Origin of the sequence: Streptomyces sp. NP160, from assembly GCF_006335115.1 — a bacterium.
Lineage (GTDB): Bacteria > Actinomycetota > Actinomycetes > Actinomycetales > Quadrisphaeraceae > Quadrisphaera.
Genome location: NZ_VDMJ01000004.1, coordinates 87,350 through 105,057 on the forward strand (window position 1 = coordinate 87,350; position 17,708 = coordinate 105,057).

The window sequence follows — 17,708 nt, forward strand, 5'->3', positions numbered from 1 at the left end:
GTGACCGCCGCGACGCCGCCTGGTGCCTACGAGGCCCTGCTCACGCAGCGGCTCCACCGGGCGCTCGAGGCCTCGGACCTCGTCGCGGAGCACGGTGCAGTCCCTGACGCGGCAGCTCCAGAGGTCCTCGCTCGCCACGTGGCCGTCGCCGTCCAGCGAGCCCTCGCCAGTGCCAAGCCCGAGAAGCGCGCCAGCCTGGTCAACCGCGTCCTCGACCTCGTCGGCGCGCCTGAGGACGACCACGTCAGCCAGATCGAGCAGCTCCTCGCCCTGCGCCTCGTCGGGCTGGGGGAGGGCTGGCCACGCCACCGCCCGGTGACGCCGCTCTCCGACGTCGCCCTGCTCACCAACAGCCACGGCGAGCCCAACTTGGGTGCCGAGCTGCGCGCTGAGATGGCCAGCGCTGACCACGTCGACCTGCTGTGCGCCTTCGTCCGCTGGCACGGCATCCGTGTGCTCGAAGACTCCCTCACGGAGCTCGCCGAGCGCGGTCGTCCGCTGCGCGTCATCACCACCACCTACTGCGGCGCCACCGAGCGCAAGGCCCTCGACGCACTGGTCCGCCGGTACGGCGCGCAGGTCAAGGTCCGCTACGAGACGCAGAGCACCAAGCTGCACGCCAAGGCCTGGCTGTTCCGCCGCGGGTCAGGCTTCGACACCGGGTACGTCGGCAGCTCGAACCTGTCGAAGTCGGCCCTGGTCGACGGCCTGGAGTGGAACGTCCGCATCTCCTCGGTCGCCACGCCCACGTTGGTCCGCAAGTTCGAGGCGACCTTCGACACCTACTGGAACGACGCCGGCTTCCGCGACTACGACCCCGACCGCGACGCCGAGCTGCTCGACCGCGCCCTCGTCGAGCAGGGCGGAGGGCCTAGGACCACGCTCGTCGTCCCCGTCTCTGGGCTCGACGTGCAGGCGCGTCCGCACCAGGTGGAGATCCTGGAAGCGCTCGACGTCGAGCGGACCGTCCACGACCGGCACCGCAACCTCGTCGTCGCGGCTACCGGCACGGGTAAGACCGTGGTCGCCGCGCTCGACTTCCGCCGGATCCGCGAGCAGTGGCTCGCCGAGCGGCGCGGTGAGCCGAAGCTGCTCTTCGTCGCCCACCGCAAGGAGATCCTCGAGCAGTCGCTGCGCACCTACCGCGAGGTGCTCAAGGACGGATCCTTCGGCGAGCTGCACGTCGGCGAGTACACGGCCGAGCAGTGGCGGCACGTGTTCGCCAGCATCCAGTCGCTCACCCCGCAGCGCCTCGCGCTGCTCGACCCTGACCGCTTCGACGTCGTGGTCGTCGACGAGTTCCACCACGCTGACGCCTCCAGCTACCGGCGGTTGCTCGACCACCTGCGTCCGGCCGAGCTGCTCGGGCTCACGGCGACGCCGGAGCGTGGTGACGGCATCGACGTCCGCAGCTACTTCGAGGGGCGGACGGCCTTCGAGCTGCGGCTCTGGACGGCGCTCGAGGCTGACCTGCTGTGCCCGTTCCACTACTTCGGTGTGCATGACGGCACGGACCTCACCCGCGTCGACTACGCGCGGCGGGCGGGATACGACCTCAACGGCCTGTCCGACGTCTACACGGGCAACGACGCCCGCACCCGCATCGTCCTGAAGACCCTGCGAGACCGCGTCACTGACGTGATGAGCATGCGAGCGCTCGGCTTCTGCGTTTCTGTGGCGCATGCGCAGTACATGGCGCGGCGCTTCAGCGAGGACGGCATCCCGGCGCTCGCCGTCCACGGAGCGACTCCGGCCCACGAGCGCGAGCAGGCGTTCCGGGCGCTCAAGGACGGCGACGTGCGGTGCCTGTTCGCCGTCGACCTCTTCAACGAGGGCCTCGACGTGCCCGACGTCGACACGCTCCTGCTGCTGCGCCCCACGCAGTCGGCGACCGTCTTCCTGCAGCAGCTCGGACGTGGTCTGCGGCGGGCGCCGAAGAAGGCGGTGCTGACGGTGCTCGACTTCATCGGGCAGCACCGCGCCGAGTACCGCTTCGACGTGCGCTACCGCGCGCTGACCGGTGCGACCCGCTCGCAGCTGGAGGCGCAGCTCGAGCAGGGCTTCCCGTACCTGCCGCCTGGATCGCAGCTGGTGCTCGATGCGGTGAGCCAGCAGATCGTGCTGTCCAACGTGCGCTCGTCCCTGCGGATGGCGAAGGAGGAGCTGCTGGCCGACGTCCGCAGCTACGCCTCCGCCGGTCGGGTGCCGACGCTGCAGGAGTACCTCGACGACAGTGGCCGGGAGGCCGCCGACGTCTACCGCGACCGCGGCACCTACGGCAGCTGGACCGGTCTGCTCCGTGCGGCTGGCCTGTCGACGCCGCAGGGCGGTCCGGGGGAGGCTGCGCTGCTCAAGCGGGTGGCGGCCCTGGTCCACGTCGACGACGACGAGCGCGCCCGTGCCTACGCGCGCTTCGTGGCTCCAGGCGCGGTGCCCTACGAAGAGCTGGGTGATCGCGACCAGCGGCTCGCGCGGATGCTCTTCTTCACGCTGTGGCCGAACCGCGGCGGGTTCGGCAGCTACGAGGAGGGCTTCGCCTACCTGCGGCTGCACCCCGCGGTGGTGGCGGAGGTGCAGCAGCTGATGGCAGGGGCGGTGGAGCGGGCGCGGCACGTGCCGAGGCCGCTGGGACCGGCGCTGGCGCACCTGCCGGTGCTGAGCCACGCGACGTACCGGCGCGACGAGCTGCTCGCGGGATTCGACTACGCCGACCAGAAGCGCTCGACCGCCGGCCACGTCAGCGGGGTGGCGTGGTGCGAGCGGACGGCGGTGGACGCGCTGCTGATCAACCTGCGCAAGGACGAGCGCGCCTTCACCCCGACCACCATGTACCGCGACTACGCGCTCTCGCCGAAGCTCTTCCACTGGGAGAGCCAGAACGCGACGTCGCCGCAGTCGCCGACGGGGCGGCGGTACACCGAGCACCAGGTGGCTGGATCGCACGTCGTGCTGTTCACGCGTGAGGCGCCGAAGGGGGAGATGGGGACGCCGCCGTTCCTGTGCCTCGGGACTGCGGCGTACGTGGATCACCGCGGGGAGCGGCCGATGGCGATCACGTGGAAGCTGCATCGGCCACTACCGGCCGACGTGGTGCAGGCGGCCTCGGCAGCGAGCGTCTGACGCTGAGTATCAGCATCGCCTGACTGCGGCCCCGGACGCAGACGACCCACGGGGCACCGGGTGGCTCGAGCCTGACGTGGTCGTGCCGCCGGGCTTCGTCACCGGAGCAGCGCGGTGAGCGCCCACCAAGGTCCCGTGCTCGTCCTCGTCGAACTGCAGCACCGGCCACTCGGCCACCACGTGCCACCGCCCGCTCGCGCTGCCGACCTCGCGTTCGAGCACCCAGCCCGTGGGTGGGCCGTCGTCGGCGGTCACCGGACCAGCCTGGCAGCGGCTGCCCCTGCGGGGCACCATGACGTGATGGCCGTGCTGCTCCTCTGCCCCGGCTGCGGGGAGCGTGAGGGCGTCCGGATGGTGCTGGGCAGTCCGAGCCCCACGGCGCGGACGCCGACCGACTGCGACGACGCCGTCGGGAGCAGCCGCCCTCTGCAGCCTCCACCGAGGCCGTGGGTCGACACGGCCTGCCGCGCGTGCGGCGCGCAGTGGTCGAGCGAGGCGAAGCCCTCCCGCTGATCACGCGGCTACCGTGGCGTGGTGTCCGAGCCCGTGCCTGACCCCGAGCTGGGCGCGGCACTGGTCTCGCTCGAACTGGCCGACCTCCGACTCCGCCCGTGGTGGGCAGCGCACTGGGTGGCGGCCGGGCTCGGCGGTGAGCGCCTCGCCGAGCTGGCCGGGCTGGGCGGAGTCGAGCGCGAGGTCAGCGATCTGTGGCCTCTCGCCCTGGCCGAGCTCGGCGTCGCCACCCCTGTGGTCGGTGCCCGCCGGACCGCCGCGCCGTGGATGGCGCGGCAGGTGCTGGAGGGACGGCGTGACCTCCCGTGGCTGCAGCGCGAGCTGTGGCCCTACCGCGAGGACACCACCGACGACGACGAAGCCCTCGACGGGGTCGTCTACGCCGTCGACGAGCTGCTCGGCCTGCTGGAGCGCGCGGAGCTCGCCCGCCGCCCCCCGCGCCGGCGCCGGGGACTGCTGTGGAGGGGCCGGGTCCCAGAGGTGTCGGAGCAGCAGGAGCGCGAGTCAAGGGCGCTGGTCGACGCCGTCGTCGTCGCCCTCGCCGACGGTGGGGTGGAGGCGGCGGCCGCAGTGCTCGACGCCAGGAGCGCGGGCACTGTCGGAGGTCGCTGACACACTCCGCGGCATGCCGAACCTCGCCGGCTCGACGGTCACGGTGTGGTCTGCGGACCCGGCGGCCCTCGCGGCCGTCAAGGCACACGTCGCGGCGCCGGCGGCGCAGAGCACCGGCCACGGGCTGCGGGCGTGGCTCCACGCGGTGGGGGAGCAGCGCGGGCGTCCGCGGGTGAGGACCACCGCCCGGGCGTTCTCCCTGGAGGCCGTCGTCCCCACCGGCATGTCGCTCGACGCCTGGGACGGGGACCGCGCCCTCGAGCTGTGGGGCACCAGTCGGCCGGAAGAGCACTCGTCCCTGGAGCACGAGTCCGACGACCGCCTCGTCTACGAGCTCGCCACCGCCTACTCCCACCCCGCCGAGGTGTTCCGCGCGCTCAGCGCTGCACATCCGTCGGTGGTGGTGCACGCGGTGACGACCTGCGAGAGCGAGTACGCCGCCGTCGCCTGGTACGTGCGCGGTGAGGCACTCGACGAGCGGGAGCTGGAGCTCGACCTCACCGACGAGGAGTGGGAGGAGTGGGACGGCGAGTGGGACCTGCCCGCCGACTGGTCCTTCGACGCCGCGACGGCCCGGCGGCTGGCGTCCGGGTGACCTTGTTGCCGATCACGCGCCCGTCTGTCGAGAGTGCAGAGGTGGTGACTCCGGGGGGCCGTGCCGCGCAGCGCGTCGAGGCGATCGAGCAGCGGCTGGCGGACAAGCGCGAGCTGCTCGCGCGCACCCAGGTGGAGATCGCCAACCTCGAGACGCAGCTGCACCAGTGGGCCGCCGGTGCCGAGGGGGAGCAGCGGACGGCGGCGCAGCTCGAGGTGCTGGGCGCCGACGGCTGGGTGCTCCTGCACGACGTCCACTGGCCCGGCCGTCCGCAGGCCAACCTCGACCACGTCGCCGTCGGGCCGGGCGGGGTGGTGGTGGTCGACGCCAAGAAGTGGGCCGGACCCGTCCGCGTCACCGGTCACGTGCTGCGCGCGAGCACCTGGCGCAAGACGCGGGAGTGCGAGGCTGCCGCGCGGGCAGCGTCCGACGTCGCCTCGCTGCTGCGCCCGGAGCACCGCACGGCGGTGAGCTCCGTGCTCTGCCTCGTCGACCACGCGCTCGCGCCCACCCCCGTGGAGGCAGGGGTGGTGGCGGTCGGTGACGCGCACCTGGCGGACCACCTGCGCTCCCTGCCCCGCCGCCTCGACGACGACGACGTCCGCGCGGTCGCCGCCCAGCTCCGCAAGCTGCTCGCCGGTGCGACGTCACCCTCGGTGCTGACAGCCTCCGCGTGGGAGCAGCGCACGGCGCCGGTGTCGGTGGCGTCGCTCGGGTCGACCTCGTCCGCTCCGACGGCCGCAGCTGCCCCGGCCTTCTCGCAGCCGAGGCGCGAGGTGGCGACAGGACGGGCGTCTCAGGAGCGGCGCGTTCGTCGTCGTCCTGCTCCGTCGAAGACCGAGTACGTGGTCACCCGCCTGGGGTTCCTCGCCGTGGTCGTCGGTGGCTTCGTCGCGTGGGTGCACGCCCTCGCCTGAGACGGCCGGTTCAGCTGAGGACGCTGTGCAGCACCAGCTCGCCGGCGACACCCAGCGGCAGCACCAGCAGCAGCCACGCCGCCGCTGCGCCGACACCTCGGGCGCGGGCGCTCCGCGCAGCCCCCGCGGTGGCGCCGAGCACCGCCACCAGGAGCGCCCCGAGCGTGCAGAACACGACGGCGTCACCGACGTAGCCGAGGTAGTAGGCGTAGGTGACTGCGCCCTCCGCCAGGAAGACCCCGCCGAGCAGCGCCGCTCCCAGCGCCGCCAGGCGCAGGGACGCCGCGCGCCGCCACGCCCACCCGGCGAGCCCCAGCACCGGTCCACCCAGCACGCCGGTCCCGGCCCACAGCACCACCCAGAAGGGGTTCACGCCGAAACCCCTGAGGTCGGAGGTGACGTAGTAGCCGGCGACCTCCCCGAAGCACACGAGCACGCCCGCCAGCGCCGCGGCCCACGGGCGGCGTCCGAGCGCGCCCACCACGAACGCGGGCGCGACCCACGGGCCGACCGCGTTGGCCAGCCCCGCGAACGGCCACGGCAGCACGGTCTGGAGACCGGACGTCGCCGCACCCCACGCCAGCCCGACGCCGACCGCCACGGCGAGCAGCGGTGCTGCGCGCAGGCCTGGGCGGTCAGCCGTGCTCGTCGTGGCGCGGGGAGGGCTCGTCGTGGCGGTGCCGTTCACGGTGCGAACGCTGCCGGGTCGACCGCTCGGCGGGCGTCAGCGCGTGGCCGGACCCCGGCGGATGGTCGTCATGCCCGGGGGTGAAGATCGGCCGCCCCGGCTCATCCCTGGTCGCCGGAGCGCAGGCTTCGGAAGAGGGTGACCGGGGCGCCGGCGTCGTCGTCCTGGTCCGCTGTCGTCGCGGTGATCTCCCAGGTCCGCGCGAGCAGGTCGGCGCGCAGCTCGGCGACGTCGCCGCCACGGGTCCAGCGAAGCAGCAGGCCACCGGGCTCGCCGGTCTCGGTGACGGTGAGCTCCCCGTCGAAGGCGGCGCACCGGTTGCGCCACCTCAGGACGTCGAGGAAGAGCGCCACGTGCGGCAGCGCGACGCGCTCGCGGACCTCCTCGACCGTGTAGTCGTGGCGGTTGATGGCGCGGGGGTCACCGACCGCTGCCAGGGCCTCCAGGTCGTTGCCGCCGAAGAGCGCGCCCACGTAGTAGACCTGCGGGATCCCCGGCACGAAGAGCTGGAGCACGCGGGCGAGCAGGTGGGCGTCGTCGTCGCCCAGTGCGTCGTGGAAGGTGCACATGAGCTGGTAGCGGCGTGCCTGCTGACCGCTGCGGCGGATGACCGGCTCGCGGCCGCGGACGAGGTGGCGGCTGTCGGCGATGACCGCGCTGACGCGCTCGCTGACGAGGTCGACCTCGTCCTCGCTGAGGAGCCCGGCGACGTCGACCACGCCGATGCCGTCGTGCGTGTCGAGGGTCGTGTACTGCCGGCGGGGGCAGATGCGGAGCCAGTGCGCGAGGCGGTCGGTGCGCCCGGTCATGAGGGCGTGGAGGGTGAGCATCGGCAGGGCGAAGTCGTAGACCCACAGGCCGCGCTCGGCCATGGCCAGCTGCAGCTCGTAGCGCTCGTGGACCTCAGGGAGCACCTGCGTACCGGCCTCCCGCAGCGGCTCGGTGCCGATGTCGAAAACCCGCCAGATCTCCGGCTCCACGAAGAAGCAGCTGGTGCCGGGGCGCTTGGAGGCGTAGGCGACGGCGTCGAACCTGACGATGGGGACCAGCTGCGCGAGGCGGCCGAGGGTGCGGCGGTAGTAGGCCTGGGTGGCCTCGGCGAAGGGGTCGACGTCGACCTGCTCGGCGAAGAACGTGCTCCACAGCTGCACGTCCGTGCCGTCGGCGCGGGTGAAGGTGCGGACCGGGCCGCCCTCGCGGCGGCTGTAGAGGGCGTCCAGGTCGTCGGCGGTGGGGGAGCCGCCGGGCCAGAACTCGTCCCAGCGGATGAACATCTCGCGGTAGGGGGAGTCGTCGCCGTGGGCGAGGTAGTCCTGGAACTCGGCCGACCGGATGCTCACGTGGTTGATCATGAAGTCGGCCATGACGGTGTACTCGTCGGCGAGGCGCTCGACGTCGTCCCAGGTGCCGAAGCGGGGGTCGACGGTGTCGTAGTGGACGACGGCGAAGCCGCGGTCTCCCGAGGACGGGTAGAACGGGAGCACGTGCACCCCGCCGAAGGCACCGACCAGCTCGCCGTCGAGCAGCTCGTGCAGCTGGCGCAGGTCTCCGCCGAGGCTGTCGGCGTAGGTGATGAGCATCGCCTCGTTGGTGACCGGCTTCACCGCTCCAGCCTCGGTGAGGTGGGGTCGTGGCGCGAACGCGCAGGTCGGGACGGGGTGTCGGTGGTGGGTGATCACATGTGGGCATGGCTTCGACGTCGGTCTCGCTGCTGGAGGCGCGCGTCGCCGCGTCCCTGTGGTGGCGTGTCGCGGCGCACCCTGACGGGTACGAGCTCGACCCCCAGCTCCACGTGCTGGGCCTCGAGCAGCAGGACGAGGACGACGACGAGGGAGCCTCCCCGGCGGACGCCGCTGAGCCCGTGACCGCGCTGGCCGACGTGCAGGAGGAGGGACCGGCTGGGCCGGTGCTGCTGCCGGAGGCGTGCCTGGTCGGGGTGCGTGACCAGGTGGCGCTGGAGTGGGCGGCGCGGACCCCCGGGGTCGGTCTGGTGACAGCGGTCGAGGAGCTGTGGGCGGACCTGGCGACCGACCTCGAGTCCGCCTGCTGCCCCACCGACACCGCAGCCGCAGACAGCACCTGCACCGGGGTCTCGGACGCTGAGCTGGTGGAGGCGGTCGCGGCGTGCGAGCGCCAGATCGCGGCGCTGGCCGCGCGGCGTGACCAGCTCGCGGGGGTCTTCGCCTCCCGCCGCCAGGCTGAGGCCGAGGCTGACGTCGCCGAGGCCCGCGCGGCGAGCGCCCGTGACGGCTAGGGCCGCCCGTGGGCCACCCGGATCCGCTCCACCGCCCCCTCGGAGCTGTGTGCCCGGCTCGGCATCGGCTCGCTCGCGGCGGAGGCCCTCGTCGAGCGGGGCCTGGCAGCGGTCGGTGCTCACCGGGACGTGGCCGCAGCGATGGCCGCTGGGGCGCTGGGCGCGGGGGCGGGCTCGTGGCTGCTGGAGCAGCTGTCCGCGGTGCGCACCACCTCCTACCTGTCCGCCCTGGAACGGGAGGCGGCCGCCCGAGAGCAGACGGTCAAGGACGCCCGGGCTGCGCAGGACGCTGCCCGCGCGCAGGCCGGGCAGGCCCCGCTGACCGGTGAGGAGGTCCGCGCGCGGGCGGCGGCTGACCAGGCCCAGGTCGACGCCGAGGCTGAGGCAGCGGCTGCGGCGCACGCCGAGCAGGTCGCGGCGGCGGTGCGCCGGGAGCTGCTGGGCAAGGCCACTGGCACCTCGGCCTGGTCGGCCGCAGGTGCCGGGCAGGACCTGGCCCAGACCGGGGAGAGCGAGGAAGAGGGCAGCGGCCGCCAGGAGCAGCCCGCGGCGTCGCGTCCGACGGCGGGTGCGGGGTTGGGGCCGAACCGGCGGGCGTGGACCAAGCGGCTGAACACCGCGGTGCACCGCGCTGACGCTGACGCTGCTCAACGCCGCGCACTGAAGGCCCGTGCGGCGTGCTCGACCGCGCGCTGGAGCGAGCCCGACGGGCAAGCGGCGTTGCAGCTGCGCGGACCTGCGGAGGACATCGCGGTGATCACTGCGGCGATGGACGCGCGTGCCCGTCGCCGTCAGGAGCAGGCCCGCGCCGCCGAGCGCGCCGCGGCGAAGGAGCAGGGACGCCCCTTCGAGCGGGCGGCGGTGGGCAGCTTGGACCAGCACCGCATCGCGGCGCTGCGCGAGTGGGCGACCGCGGCGTTGGAGATCTCCGGAACCTCCGGGGTGGCGGGTACGTGGTACCCGGTGGCGCGCACGGCGGCGTCCAAGCCGGTGGTGCACCTGGTGCTGCCGTGGACGGTGTTGGCCGGTGTCTCCACGATAGGGGCGCAGCTGGCCGGGTACGGCCCGGTCGGTGCGGTCGCGGCGCTGCGGATCGCGGCGGACGGGTTGTGGCGCCGGGTGCTGGCAGACCCGGTGTGTGGTGCGGCGGTCGCGGTGGAGGAGGGCGCGTGGCGGTCCTCGACGGCGTTGGCGCGGTTGGTGGGGTTGCGGTGGTGGTCCTCGACGATGCCGTCCTCGACCCGTCCTGTCGGGTTGGATCACGGCCCAGCCGGTGGGGGTGGTGGTGGGGGCAGCGCCGGGGGCGGCCAGCTGGACCACGTCCAGCCCTACGACCACGGCAACCACCCCGGCAACCACCCCGGCAACCACCCCGGCAGCCACACCGATGACCGCGCTGGTGGGTCGACGGAGGCGACGAATCTGCAGCTGCTGGCCCAGGTGGAACACCTGCTCAAGCAGACCGGCGAGCACGCCCGGCCCGGGCACGGGTGGAGCGTGGCGGTGCAGCGGACCGGACCACCCGGACCTGGCGGGACAGTGCCCGGCCCGGCGCCGGGGGACGGGGTGGTGTGGACCTCACCGACCGGGCACACCTACCGCGTCAGCCCCCAGGCGCTGCTGGACCCCGACGATGACCCCGGCACCCCTGACGGCTCCGGCACCTGTGGCAGCACCGGCGCTTCCGGCGGGCCCGGTGAGGGTGGGTTGCCGGCGTGGGTGCACCGGCTGCTGGCCGACGTGCTGCCCGCATGGGTGGGTTGGCCACCGGATGGACGACCCGCTCCCAGCGGGCCGCACGCAGCGGTGCCGTGGTCGCCTGACTGGACCCAGGTCGCCTTCAGCGACGTGCCACCCGATCCGGCGCCGGACGACGGTGAGGAGCCGTGCCTGTTCGACGACCTCCCGGCTGCCTGATGCGCCCACACGCAGGTCCCACCGGGACGAGGACCGAGGTTGTCCACAGGGGGTCCTCGTGCCGCTCACCGCGGTCTCACCGCCCGGCACAGTGCGGACATGAGCCCGCGATCACGCCGCCGCCACACGAAGTCCGCCGCTCGCCGCACCGCCGCTCGGCGGCGCCCGCGCCCGAGCATCCCGCGGCAGCGTCAGGCTCCTGAGGACGGCCACCCGCAACGGGCTGAGCCCTTCGTCTCCAACGACGACGCCCTCCTCGTGCTGCACCGCGCCGCCGAGGACCCGGCCTTCCAGCAGTTCCTCGACCAGCTCCCGCTGGTCGACCTCGTGAGCCGCTTCCTGGAGTGGGTCGGGGAGTGCGACGACCCTGACGACCTCGACGGTGAGCTCGACCCGCACACCGACCCCACCGAGGACGCCCCCCTCCCGTCGGAGGCCGCGCTCTCCGCGCGCCTCGGCGTCGCACCCATCGGGTGCACCGCCGTCGAGCGCTGGCGTGCTCGCGTGCTGTCCATGGCCTGCACGCGGTGGGGCTTGGTCTCGCTGACCGAGGAGGGGCTGGAGCGCGGCCCGGACGTCCTCGGCTGGACCGCCGTCGACCCGGAGGAACGCGCCTGGGCCCGCGCCCTCGTCGTCGCCGCGGCCGTCGAGTGCACCGCCCGCTACGTGTCCGCCCAGCACGTGCTGGGAGACCACGTCCGGCACGCCCTCGCGACGATGCTCGCGACCTCCGTCGAGGAGAACCCCTGGCCGCTCGGCCTCCTGAGCGCGCTGCGACCTGACGACCTCGTCTCCGAGCACGTGGACCGGGTCGTCCTGGAGCACGTCACCGAGCTGCGCGCGTGGGGCCTCCTCGCCGAGGGCGACGAGCTCCGCGTCGCTCCCGGCGCCGAGCCCCTGCTGCGGTCCGTCTCGGTCAACCTCCGCGCGGACCCGGTGCTCGTGCCGGCCTCGTGAACCGTTCCCGTCGTCTCAGCGGGAGGTGCGGCGAGCCAGCCGCGCCACGAGCGCCGGGTAGTGCGCCGGCACGAGGCGCACGACGGCGTCGACGAGCTTCGCGTCACGCCCGACCAGCACCCGCGGTCGACCCGCCTCGACCCCGTCGACGACGATCCGCGCCGCCTGCTCCGGCGGCATCCGCAGCAGCTTCTCGTTGTACCGCCTCTGCTGGGCCTCCTCTGCCGCGCTCACGCGGTGGCCGGACGCCTTGGCGTGCTCCAGCGCGGACGTCGCGATGCTCGTCCGCACCCCACCGGGGTGCACCACGGTCACGCCCACCGGCTGCCCAGCGGCGAGCACCTCCGCGCGCAGCGCCTCGGTGAAGCCGCGCACCCCGAACTTGCTCGCGCTGTACGCCGACAGCCCGCTCTGCGCCATGAACCCGTTGAGGCTGGAGATGTTGACCACGTGCCCGTCGCCGGAGGCGATGAGGTGCGGCAGGAACGCCTGCGTCCCGTGGATGACCCCGAACAGGTTGATGCCCAGCACCCGCTGGTACTCCGACCAGTCGCTCGTGAGCACAGTGCCGCTGCTGGCCACGCCCGCGTTGTTGTAGACCTGGTGGACCACCCCGAGCTCGTCGACGACGACGCGGGCGTACGCGAAGAACGCCTCCCGGTCGCTGATGTCGAGCCGCGCGGTGTGGACCTGCGCCCCGAGCGCCCGCGCGCGCTGCACGGTCTCGGCGAGCCCCGCCTCACCCACGTCGGACAGCGCCAGGCGCGCTCCGCGCTTGGCCAGCTCCAGCGCCAGTGCGCGGCCGATGCCCGACCCCGCCCCGGTCACCACGCACACCTTGCCGGCGACGCTGTTGACGGTCTTGCTCACTGCTGCGCTCCCTCGAACTGGTCCTGGGTCGGTGCCGGCCGGGTCGGTGCCGGCGGGGTCGGTGCCGGCGGGGTCGGCGTGGCTGCTGCGGCCGCGACGTGGTCGCCGATGAGGCCCACCAGCCGGTCGAGCAGCCCGGGCGACAGCAGGTGCCCCATCCCCGGGACCACCACGTGCCGCGCCCCGGCGATCGCCGCCGCGGTCGCGGCACCACCGCTCGGGTCGACCATGACGTCCCGGTCACCGTTGATGACGAGCGTCGGCGCGCTCACCCGCGCCAGCTCCGCCGTCCGGTCACCGCTGGCGGCGATCGCCTGGATCTGCCGCGCCGGCCCGATCCGCGATGCCGGCCCACCGCCGCGCTCCCACGCCCCGCGGGCGCGGGCCTCCTCGGCGGCCGCGTCGTCGTCGTCGAACGGGAACCCCGGGCCGGCGAGGTGGCGCATCATCGCCACGTGCCGCTGCACGGCCACCTCCACCGTGGTCGCCGGGGCGTGGCGCAGCCGCCACAGCGTCGAGCGGGCGGGGCCACCGACGTCGGCGGCACCGGTGGTCGAGTAGATGGACGTCAGCGACGCCACCCGGTCCGGCCGGCGTGACGCCAGCACCTGCGCGACCATCCCGCCCAGCGACTGGCCCACCACGTGGGCGCGCTGCACCCCGAGGTGGTCGAGCAGACCGACGGCGTCCGCCGCCATGTCCGCGAGGTCGTACGCGTCGGGTCGCGGGCGCCGCAGCAGCTGCCGCACCGGTCCGGGCGAGGGGGCGTCGATGCGGCTGGAGCGCCCGATGTCGCGGTTGTCGAACCTCACCACGCGCAGCCCTCGCGCCACGAGCCCGTCGACGAGGGCGGCGGGCCACGCGGTCAGGTCCTGTCCCAGCCCGGCGACGAGCAGCACCACCTCGCCCGGGCCTCCGGTGTCCCGGAAGCAGATCCGGGGCCCGGCCGGCAGCTGCACGAACCGGTCCTGCGAGGGCCGCCCGACCGCCGTGAGCTCCAGCTCGGGGTCCACCACGCTGCCCTCGCGCAGCAGGGCGACGTCGGAGTGGAAGTCCATCGACGTGGTCCACGGAGGCCGGCTGCCCTGCCGCGGCAGCTCCCCGACCGCACGCTGGATGTACCCGGCGGCGAAGTCGAGGTAGGGCCGGGTGGGCATGTCCGGGTCGGACGGGACGGGCCGCGCGGTGTCGTACCCGTGCTCGCGCATGTGCCGCAGCAGCCGGACGAAGTGCTCGCACAGCAGCCCGACCTTGAGGGTCCAGGAAGAGTTGGTGTACCCGATGGCGAACGCCAGGTTGGGGACGCCGGACAGCATCATTCCCTTGTAGGCGAGCCGCTCCGGCAGCACGACCACCTCGCCGTCCACGGTGATCCGCGTCCCGCCGAAGATCTGCACCGCGAGCCCGGTGGCGGTGACGATGACGTCGGCCTCAAGGCGCTCACCGCTGACCAGGCGCACACCCGTGGCGTCGAAGGTGGCGATGCGGTCGGTGACCACGGAAGCCCTGCCGGAGCGGATCGCGGCGAACAGGTCACCGCTGGGGGAGGCGCACACGCGCTGGTCCCACGGGTCGTACGGCGGGTCGAAGTGCGTGCCGATGTCGTAGCCCTCGGGCAGCGCCTTCGTCACCACGCGCCGGTAGACGGCGCGGGCCGCGCGCGGGTGCTCCTGGCTGAAGCGCCACACCGCCCGCTGCTTGGCGATGTTCTTGCGCCGCGTCAGCGCCGCTCCACGCTCGTCGCCGAACCAGCGCCGCAGCCGCGCGCCGAGCGCGTCGCCGCGGGAGACGGGCATGACGTAGGTGGGGGTGCGCTGGAGCATCGTCACGTGGGCGACCTGCTCGGCGATCGCCGGCACCACCGTCACGGCCGTCGCCCCGCTGCCGACGACGACGACGCGCCTGCCGGTCAGGTCCAGGTCCTGCGGCCAGTGCTGCGGGTGGACGACGGTGTTGCCGGGCGTGGCGGCGAACCTGTCGAGGCCGGGCAGCTCCGGGGTGTACCCGGCCTCGTAGCGGTAGTAGCCGGTGCCGGCGAAGACCCAGCCGGCGGTGAGCTGGAACCGCTCCCCGGACCGCTCCTCGTCGGTGCGCTCCACCGTGACGGTCCAGCGGGCCGTCTCGCTGCTCCACGCGAGCTCGACCACGCGCTGGTGGTAGCGGATCTTCTCGTCGAGCCCGGCTTCGCTGGCCGCCTCGCGCAGGTAGCGCAGGATGCGCGGCGCGTCGGCGATGGCCTGCTCGTCCAGCCAGGGCTTGAACTCGTAGCCGAAGGTCGACAGGTCGGAGTCCGAGCGCACGCCGGGGTAGCGGAACAGGTCCCACGTGCCGCCCGAGGCGCCGCGCGCCTCGAGGACGGCGAAGGAGGTGCCGGGCAGCTCGGCGGTCAGGTAGCGCCCGGCCCCGATGCCCGAGATGCCGGCGCCGATCACGACGACGTCGAGGTGCTCGAGCCCGACAGGGGCGTCTGGGGTCACGCTCACCACACCATCCTGCGCGCCGCCGCGCCGCCACCGCTGCAGCACCGTGCACCGTGCAGCGCTTCTGGTGGTGCACGATGCTGCGGTGACCGGGGATGCGTTCGACGACGAGCCCCCCGGCGTCGTCCCCGCCACCACCGGCGGTGCGTGGCCGGAGCTGTCCGACGCCGCCAGGGAGCTCTTCCGCCGCGGCGCGCAGACCGCGCTCGACCTGCGCGCCCGGTGGGTGGAGCGGCTGCACGAGGCCTCGCTGGGGTCGGGGGCGATGCGCGCCGTGGCCGCCGACCCCGTGCTGGCGGCCGCGGTCCGCCGCACCAACGAGGCGAACCTGCTGCAGTGGGCCACCGCCAACGTCCGCCACCCGGGCGCGCGGGTGCCCGCCGGCACCGGACCGGAGGCGCTGGCCACGGCCCGCGACCTCGTCCGCCGCGGCCTCGACCAGCGCGCCCTGGAGGCCTACCGCGCGGTGCAGGGCGTGGTGTGGCGGCAGTGGACGGCCACCTGCTTCGAGCTGACCACCGACCCGGCGCTGCTGCGCGAGCTGCTGGACGTGTCGGCGCTGTCCATCTCCACCTTCCTCGACGACACCGTCGCCGCCGTGGTGGAGCTCGTCGGCGCCGAGCGCGCCGAGCTCACCCGCGGCGCCCACGCCGAGCGCCGCGCCGCGGTGACGCTGCTGCTGGAAGGCGCACCCCTCAGCCGCGCCCGCGCTGAGGCGCAGCTCGGGTACGGCCTCACCGGCCCGCACACCGCCGCCGTCGTCTGGACCACCGACACCGGCTCGGACCAGCTGGAGGCCGCGGCCGACGCCGTCGCCCGCGCCGCCGGCGCCGGCCGCCGGCTCACCGTGGTGGCGGGAGCCACCGCGCTGTGGCTGTGGTTGCCCGTGGCCGGCGAGGTGGCCGTGGCGGAGGTCGCAGCGCACCTGGCCGCAGGCCCCGCGCCGTCGGTCCGGGTGGCGCTCGGGCGGGCGGGGCACGACGTCGAGGGGTTCCGCCGCAGCCACCTCGACGCGCTGACCACCCAGCGGCTGCTGGCCCGGCTCACGTCCCCGCAGCAGGTGGCGCGCTACCAGGACGTCCAGCTGGTGGACCTCCTCACCCGCGACCCGGCGCGGGTCGAGGAGCTGGTGGCCGACGTCCTGGGCCCCCTCGCCGACGCGCCGCCGGAGCTGCGGGACACCGTGCTCACCCACGTCCGCGAGCTGGGCAGCGTCACGCGCACCGCGCAGCGGCTCTTCACCCACCGCAACACCGTGCTGCGCCGGCTCGCGCGCGCCGACGAGCTGCTGCCGCGACCCCTCGCCCAGGACGCGCTCGCCGTCGCCGCGGCCCTCGAGGTGCTGCGGTGGCAGGAGGACCGCTCGCTACCGTGAGCGCGTGCCCGACGACCGTGCGCCGGAGGAGCAGCCCTGGGAGCTGCCCGCGCCGTACGAGCTGGAGGCACCCGTCGACGACGTCGCGCTCCTCGGCGCGGCGCTCGGCGTCGCGGCCCTGGTCCTCGTGCTGCTCGCTGCGCTGCTCCCGGCGCTCGGGCTGGTCGGGTGGCTCGTCGCCGTCACCGGGCTCGCGGTGTCCGGGCTGTCGCTGCGGCGGGGCACCCCGGGGCGGCGGGCCGCGAGGACCGGCGCGCTCCTCAGCGCGGCCGCGCTGCTCGTGGCGCTCGTGCTGGCCGTGGTGGCAGCGCTGACGGCACTGGTCCGGGTGACCGGCTCCTGAGCCGACCGGCGCTGGGGCCGACGGGCACTGGCCGGCCTCAGGGGGTGGCGAGGTCCTCCACGCACGGACCGGCCCCCATGAGCTCCAGGCCCGCGAGGTCGCCGGCGGCCGGCTCGACCACGTCGGGGTTGTCCTCGGCGTACATGAGCTGCGTCGGGTCCTCGACGTGGTCGAGGCCCACCAGGTGGCCCAGCTCGTGTGCGATCACCGCTCGCACCTGGGCCTCCCCCGACCGCTCGGTGAGGATCTCCGAGAGGTCGGGGGCGTCGAGCATCACGTCACCGCTGACGTACGCGCTGCGGCCCTCGGCGTCGGTGTACGCCTGGCTGCCGGCGAGGCCGACGGTGTCGCCCTCCAGGTCGGGGATGGTCTCCTCGTCCGTCCAGGCGATGAGCACGGGCGCCCACCGGTCCTCGCCGTACTCGGCCAGCTGCGCCTCGCGCTCAGGACCGGGCTCCTCGTCGGTGGCGCCCTCGTCGACGAAGGTCAGCCCCGTCGCCGAGGAGATCATCGCCACCGCCTCCGTGACCAGCGGCCCCACCTCGGCGGGTGCGCCGTCGAGGTGGGTGACGTAGCGGATGGGCTGGCAGGAGCTGTAGCGGATCGGCTCGCCCGTGCTCTCGTCCGTCTCCAGGACGGCGTAGCCGTCGCCCGCCGGCTCCGGCGCAGCGCCCTCGCTCGAGGGGCCGGTCGCCGTGGCGGTGGCAGCGTCTGCGGGACTGCCGGCGGGGCTGCCGGTGGGGGCGTCGGGGGCGGAGGCGGTGACGCAACCGCCCAGCCCGACGGCGGCTGACAGGACGAGGGCTGCGGCCGCGGCGCCGCGAGCGCGGGTGCTCACGGGCGGAGCCTCCCACGGGCCCGCGGGGGTGCTCGGCAGAGGCCGTCCACAGGCCGGCGACCATGATCAGCGCGGGTGGGCGCGGCCTTCCTAGCCTGCCGACCATGATCGACCACCAGTGCCCGCCCGCTCCTCTCCCTCAGCCTCCGCCGGCGGCGGACCGCCGCGGCCGGCGATCCCTCCGGACGGTCCTCCTCGTGGTCGGCCTCGCCGTCGGGGCTCCCGCGGT

The 17,708-nt window shown here is 74.4% G+C and carries 14 protein-coding genes; 9 read left to right on the forward strand and 5 right to left on the reverse strand.

Annotated elements, in window-relative coordinates; translation table 11 throughout:
- From FHN55_RS02605 to FHN55_RS02620, 4 genes are all read left to right on the forward strand, one after another.
- Positions 1-3,120: a DUF3427 domain-containing protein gene (locus FHN55_RS02605; RefSeq protein WP_139710483.1), complete on the forward strand. Its 3,120-nt coding sequence runs from the start codon at positions 1-3 to the stop codon at positions 3,118-3,120.
- Positions 3,121-3,654: 534 nt separating this feature from the next.
- On the forward strand, positions 3,655-4,245 hold the full coding sequence (locus FHN55_RS02610; RefSeq protein ID WP_139710485.1) for a hypothetical protein: 591 nt from the start codon (positions 3,655-3,657) through the stop codon (positions 4,243-4,245).
- Positions 4,246-4,258: 13 nt separating this feature from the next.
- Positions 4,259-4,840, forward strand: a complete 582-nt coding sequence (locus FHN55_RS02615) for a hypothetical protein (protein WP_139710487.1) — start codon at positions 4,259-4,261, stop codon at positions 4,838-4,840.
- 41 nt (positions 4,841-4,881) lie between these two features.
- Positions 4,882-5,757 carry an NERD domain-containing protein gene (locus FHN55_RS02620; protein ID WP_180357593.1) on the forward strand — a complete coding sequence of 292 codons (876 nt, stop codon included), beginning with the start codon at positions 4,882-4,884 and terminating at the stop codon, positions 5,755-5,757.
- A gap of 10 nt (positions 5,758-5,767) precedes the next feature.
- Here the strand turns inward: FHN55_RS02620 and FHN55_RS02625 are convergent, their stop codons facing one another.
- Both FHN55_RS02625 and gtfA read right to left on the reverse strand, forming a co-directional pair.
- Entirely contained in the window at positions 5,768-6,445 is a 678-nt protein-coding gene (locus FHN55_RS02625; RefSeq protein ID WP_139710492.1) for a DUF6518 family protein, read from the reverse strand.
- A gap of 101 nt (positions 6,446-6,546) precedes the next feature.
- Positions 6,547-8,049: a sucrose phosphorylase gene (gene gtfA, locus FHN55_RS02630; protein WP_139710494.1), complete on the reverse strand. Its 1,503-nt coding sequence runs from the start codon at positions 8,047-8,049 to the stop codon at positions 6,547-6,549.
- 83 nt (positions 8,050-8,132) lie between these two features.
- Here gtfA and FHN55_RS02635 point away from each other — a divergent pair, with 83 nt between their 5' ends.
- The 3 genes from FHN55_RS02635 to FHN55_RS02645 all read left to right on the forward strand — a co-directional run bounded on the left by FHN55_RS02635 (position 8,133) and on the right by FHN55_RS02645 (position 11,573).
- Complete coding sequence (locus FHN55_RS02635) at positions 8,133-8,699, forward strand: hypothetical protein (protein ID WP_139710495.1); 567 nt, start codon at positions 8,133-8,135, stop codon at positions 8,697-8,699.
- Positions 8,700-8,828: 129 nt separating this feature from the next.
- Positions 8,829-10,616, forward strand: coding sequence for a hypothetical protein (locus FHN55_RS02640; RefSeq protein ID WP_139710497.1), 1,788 nt, complete (start codon positions 8,829-8,831; stop codon positions 10,614-10,616).
- A gap of 99 nt (positions 10,617-10,715) precedes the next feature.
- The gene (locus tag FHN55_RS02645) at positions 10,716-11,573 is read left to right on the forward strand and encodes a hypothetical protein (protein ID WP_139710500.1); all 858 of its coding nucleotides are present in this window, start codon (positions 10,716-10,718) and stop codon (positions 11,571-11,573) included.
- A gap of 15 nt (positions 11,574-11,588) precedes the next feature.
- Here the strand turns inward: FHN55_RS02645 and FHN55_RS02650 are convergent, their stop codons facing one another.
- Together FHN55_RS02650 and FHN55_RS02655 are read right to left on the reverse strand one after the other, a co-directional pair.
- Complete coding sequence (locus FHN55_RS02650; protein ID WP_139710502.1) at positions 11,589-12,443, reverse strand: SDR family oxidoreductase; 855 nt, start codon at positions 12,441-12,443, stop codon at positions 11,589-11,591.
- Entirely contained in the window at positions 12,440-14,926 is a 2,487-nt protein-coding gene (locus FHN55_RS02655; RefSeq protein ID WP_139710504.1) for an alpha/beta fold hydrolase, read from the reverse strand. The genes FHN55_RS02650 and FHN55_RS02655 overlap by 4 nt, the downstream gene beginning before the upstream one ends.
- A gap of 82 nt (positions 14,927-15,008) precedes the next feature.
- On the opposite strand from FHN55_RS02655, the gene FHN55_RS24050 reads away from it, so the two are divergent.
- The gene (locus FHN55_RS24050; RefSeq protein WP_306821781.1) at positions 15,009-16,298 is read left to right on the forward strand and encodes a CdaR family transcriptional regulator; all 1,290 of its coding nucleotides are present in this window, start codon (positions 15,009-15,011) and stop codon (positions 16,296-16,298) included.
- A 4-nt stretch (positions 16,299-16,302) separates the two neighbouring features.
- A complete protein-coding gene (locus tag FHN55_RS02665) occupies positions 16,303-16,641 on the forward strand; it encodes a hypothetical protein (RefSeq protein ID WP_139710508.1) in 339 nt (112 codons plus the stop codon).
- Positions 16,642-16,678: 37 nt separating this feature from the next.
- Here FHN55_RS02665 and FHN55_RS02670 read toward each other — a convergent pair whose 3' ends face one another.
- Positions 16,679-17,479, reverse strand: a complete 801-nt coding sequence (locus tag FHN55_RS02670; protein WP_139710510.1) for a matrixin family metalloprotease — start codon at positions 17,477-17,479, stop codon at positions 16,679-16,681.
- Positions 17,480-17,708 lie beyond the last annotated feature (229 nt).

Excerpts from the sequence above, each read along its gene's own strand:
- FHN55_RS02645 (WP_139710500.1), top strand. The coding sequence starts at position 10,716 with ATGAGCCCGCGATCACGCCGCCGCCACACGAAGTCCGCCGCTCGCCGC.
- FHN55_RS02615 (WP_139710487.1), top strand. The coding sequence starts at position 4,259 with ATGCCGAACCTCGCCGGCTCGACGGTCACGGTGTGGTCTGCGGACCCG.
- FHN55_RS02635 (WP_139710495.1), top strand. The coding sequence starts at position 8,133 with ATGGCTTCGACGTCGGTCTCGCTGCTGGAGGCGCGCGTCGCCGCGTCC.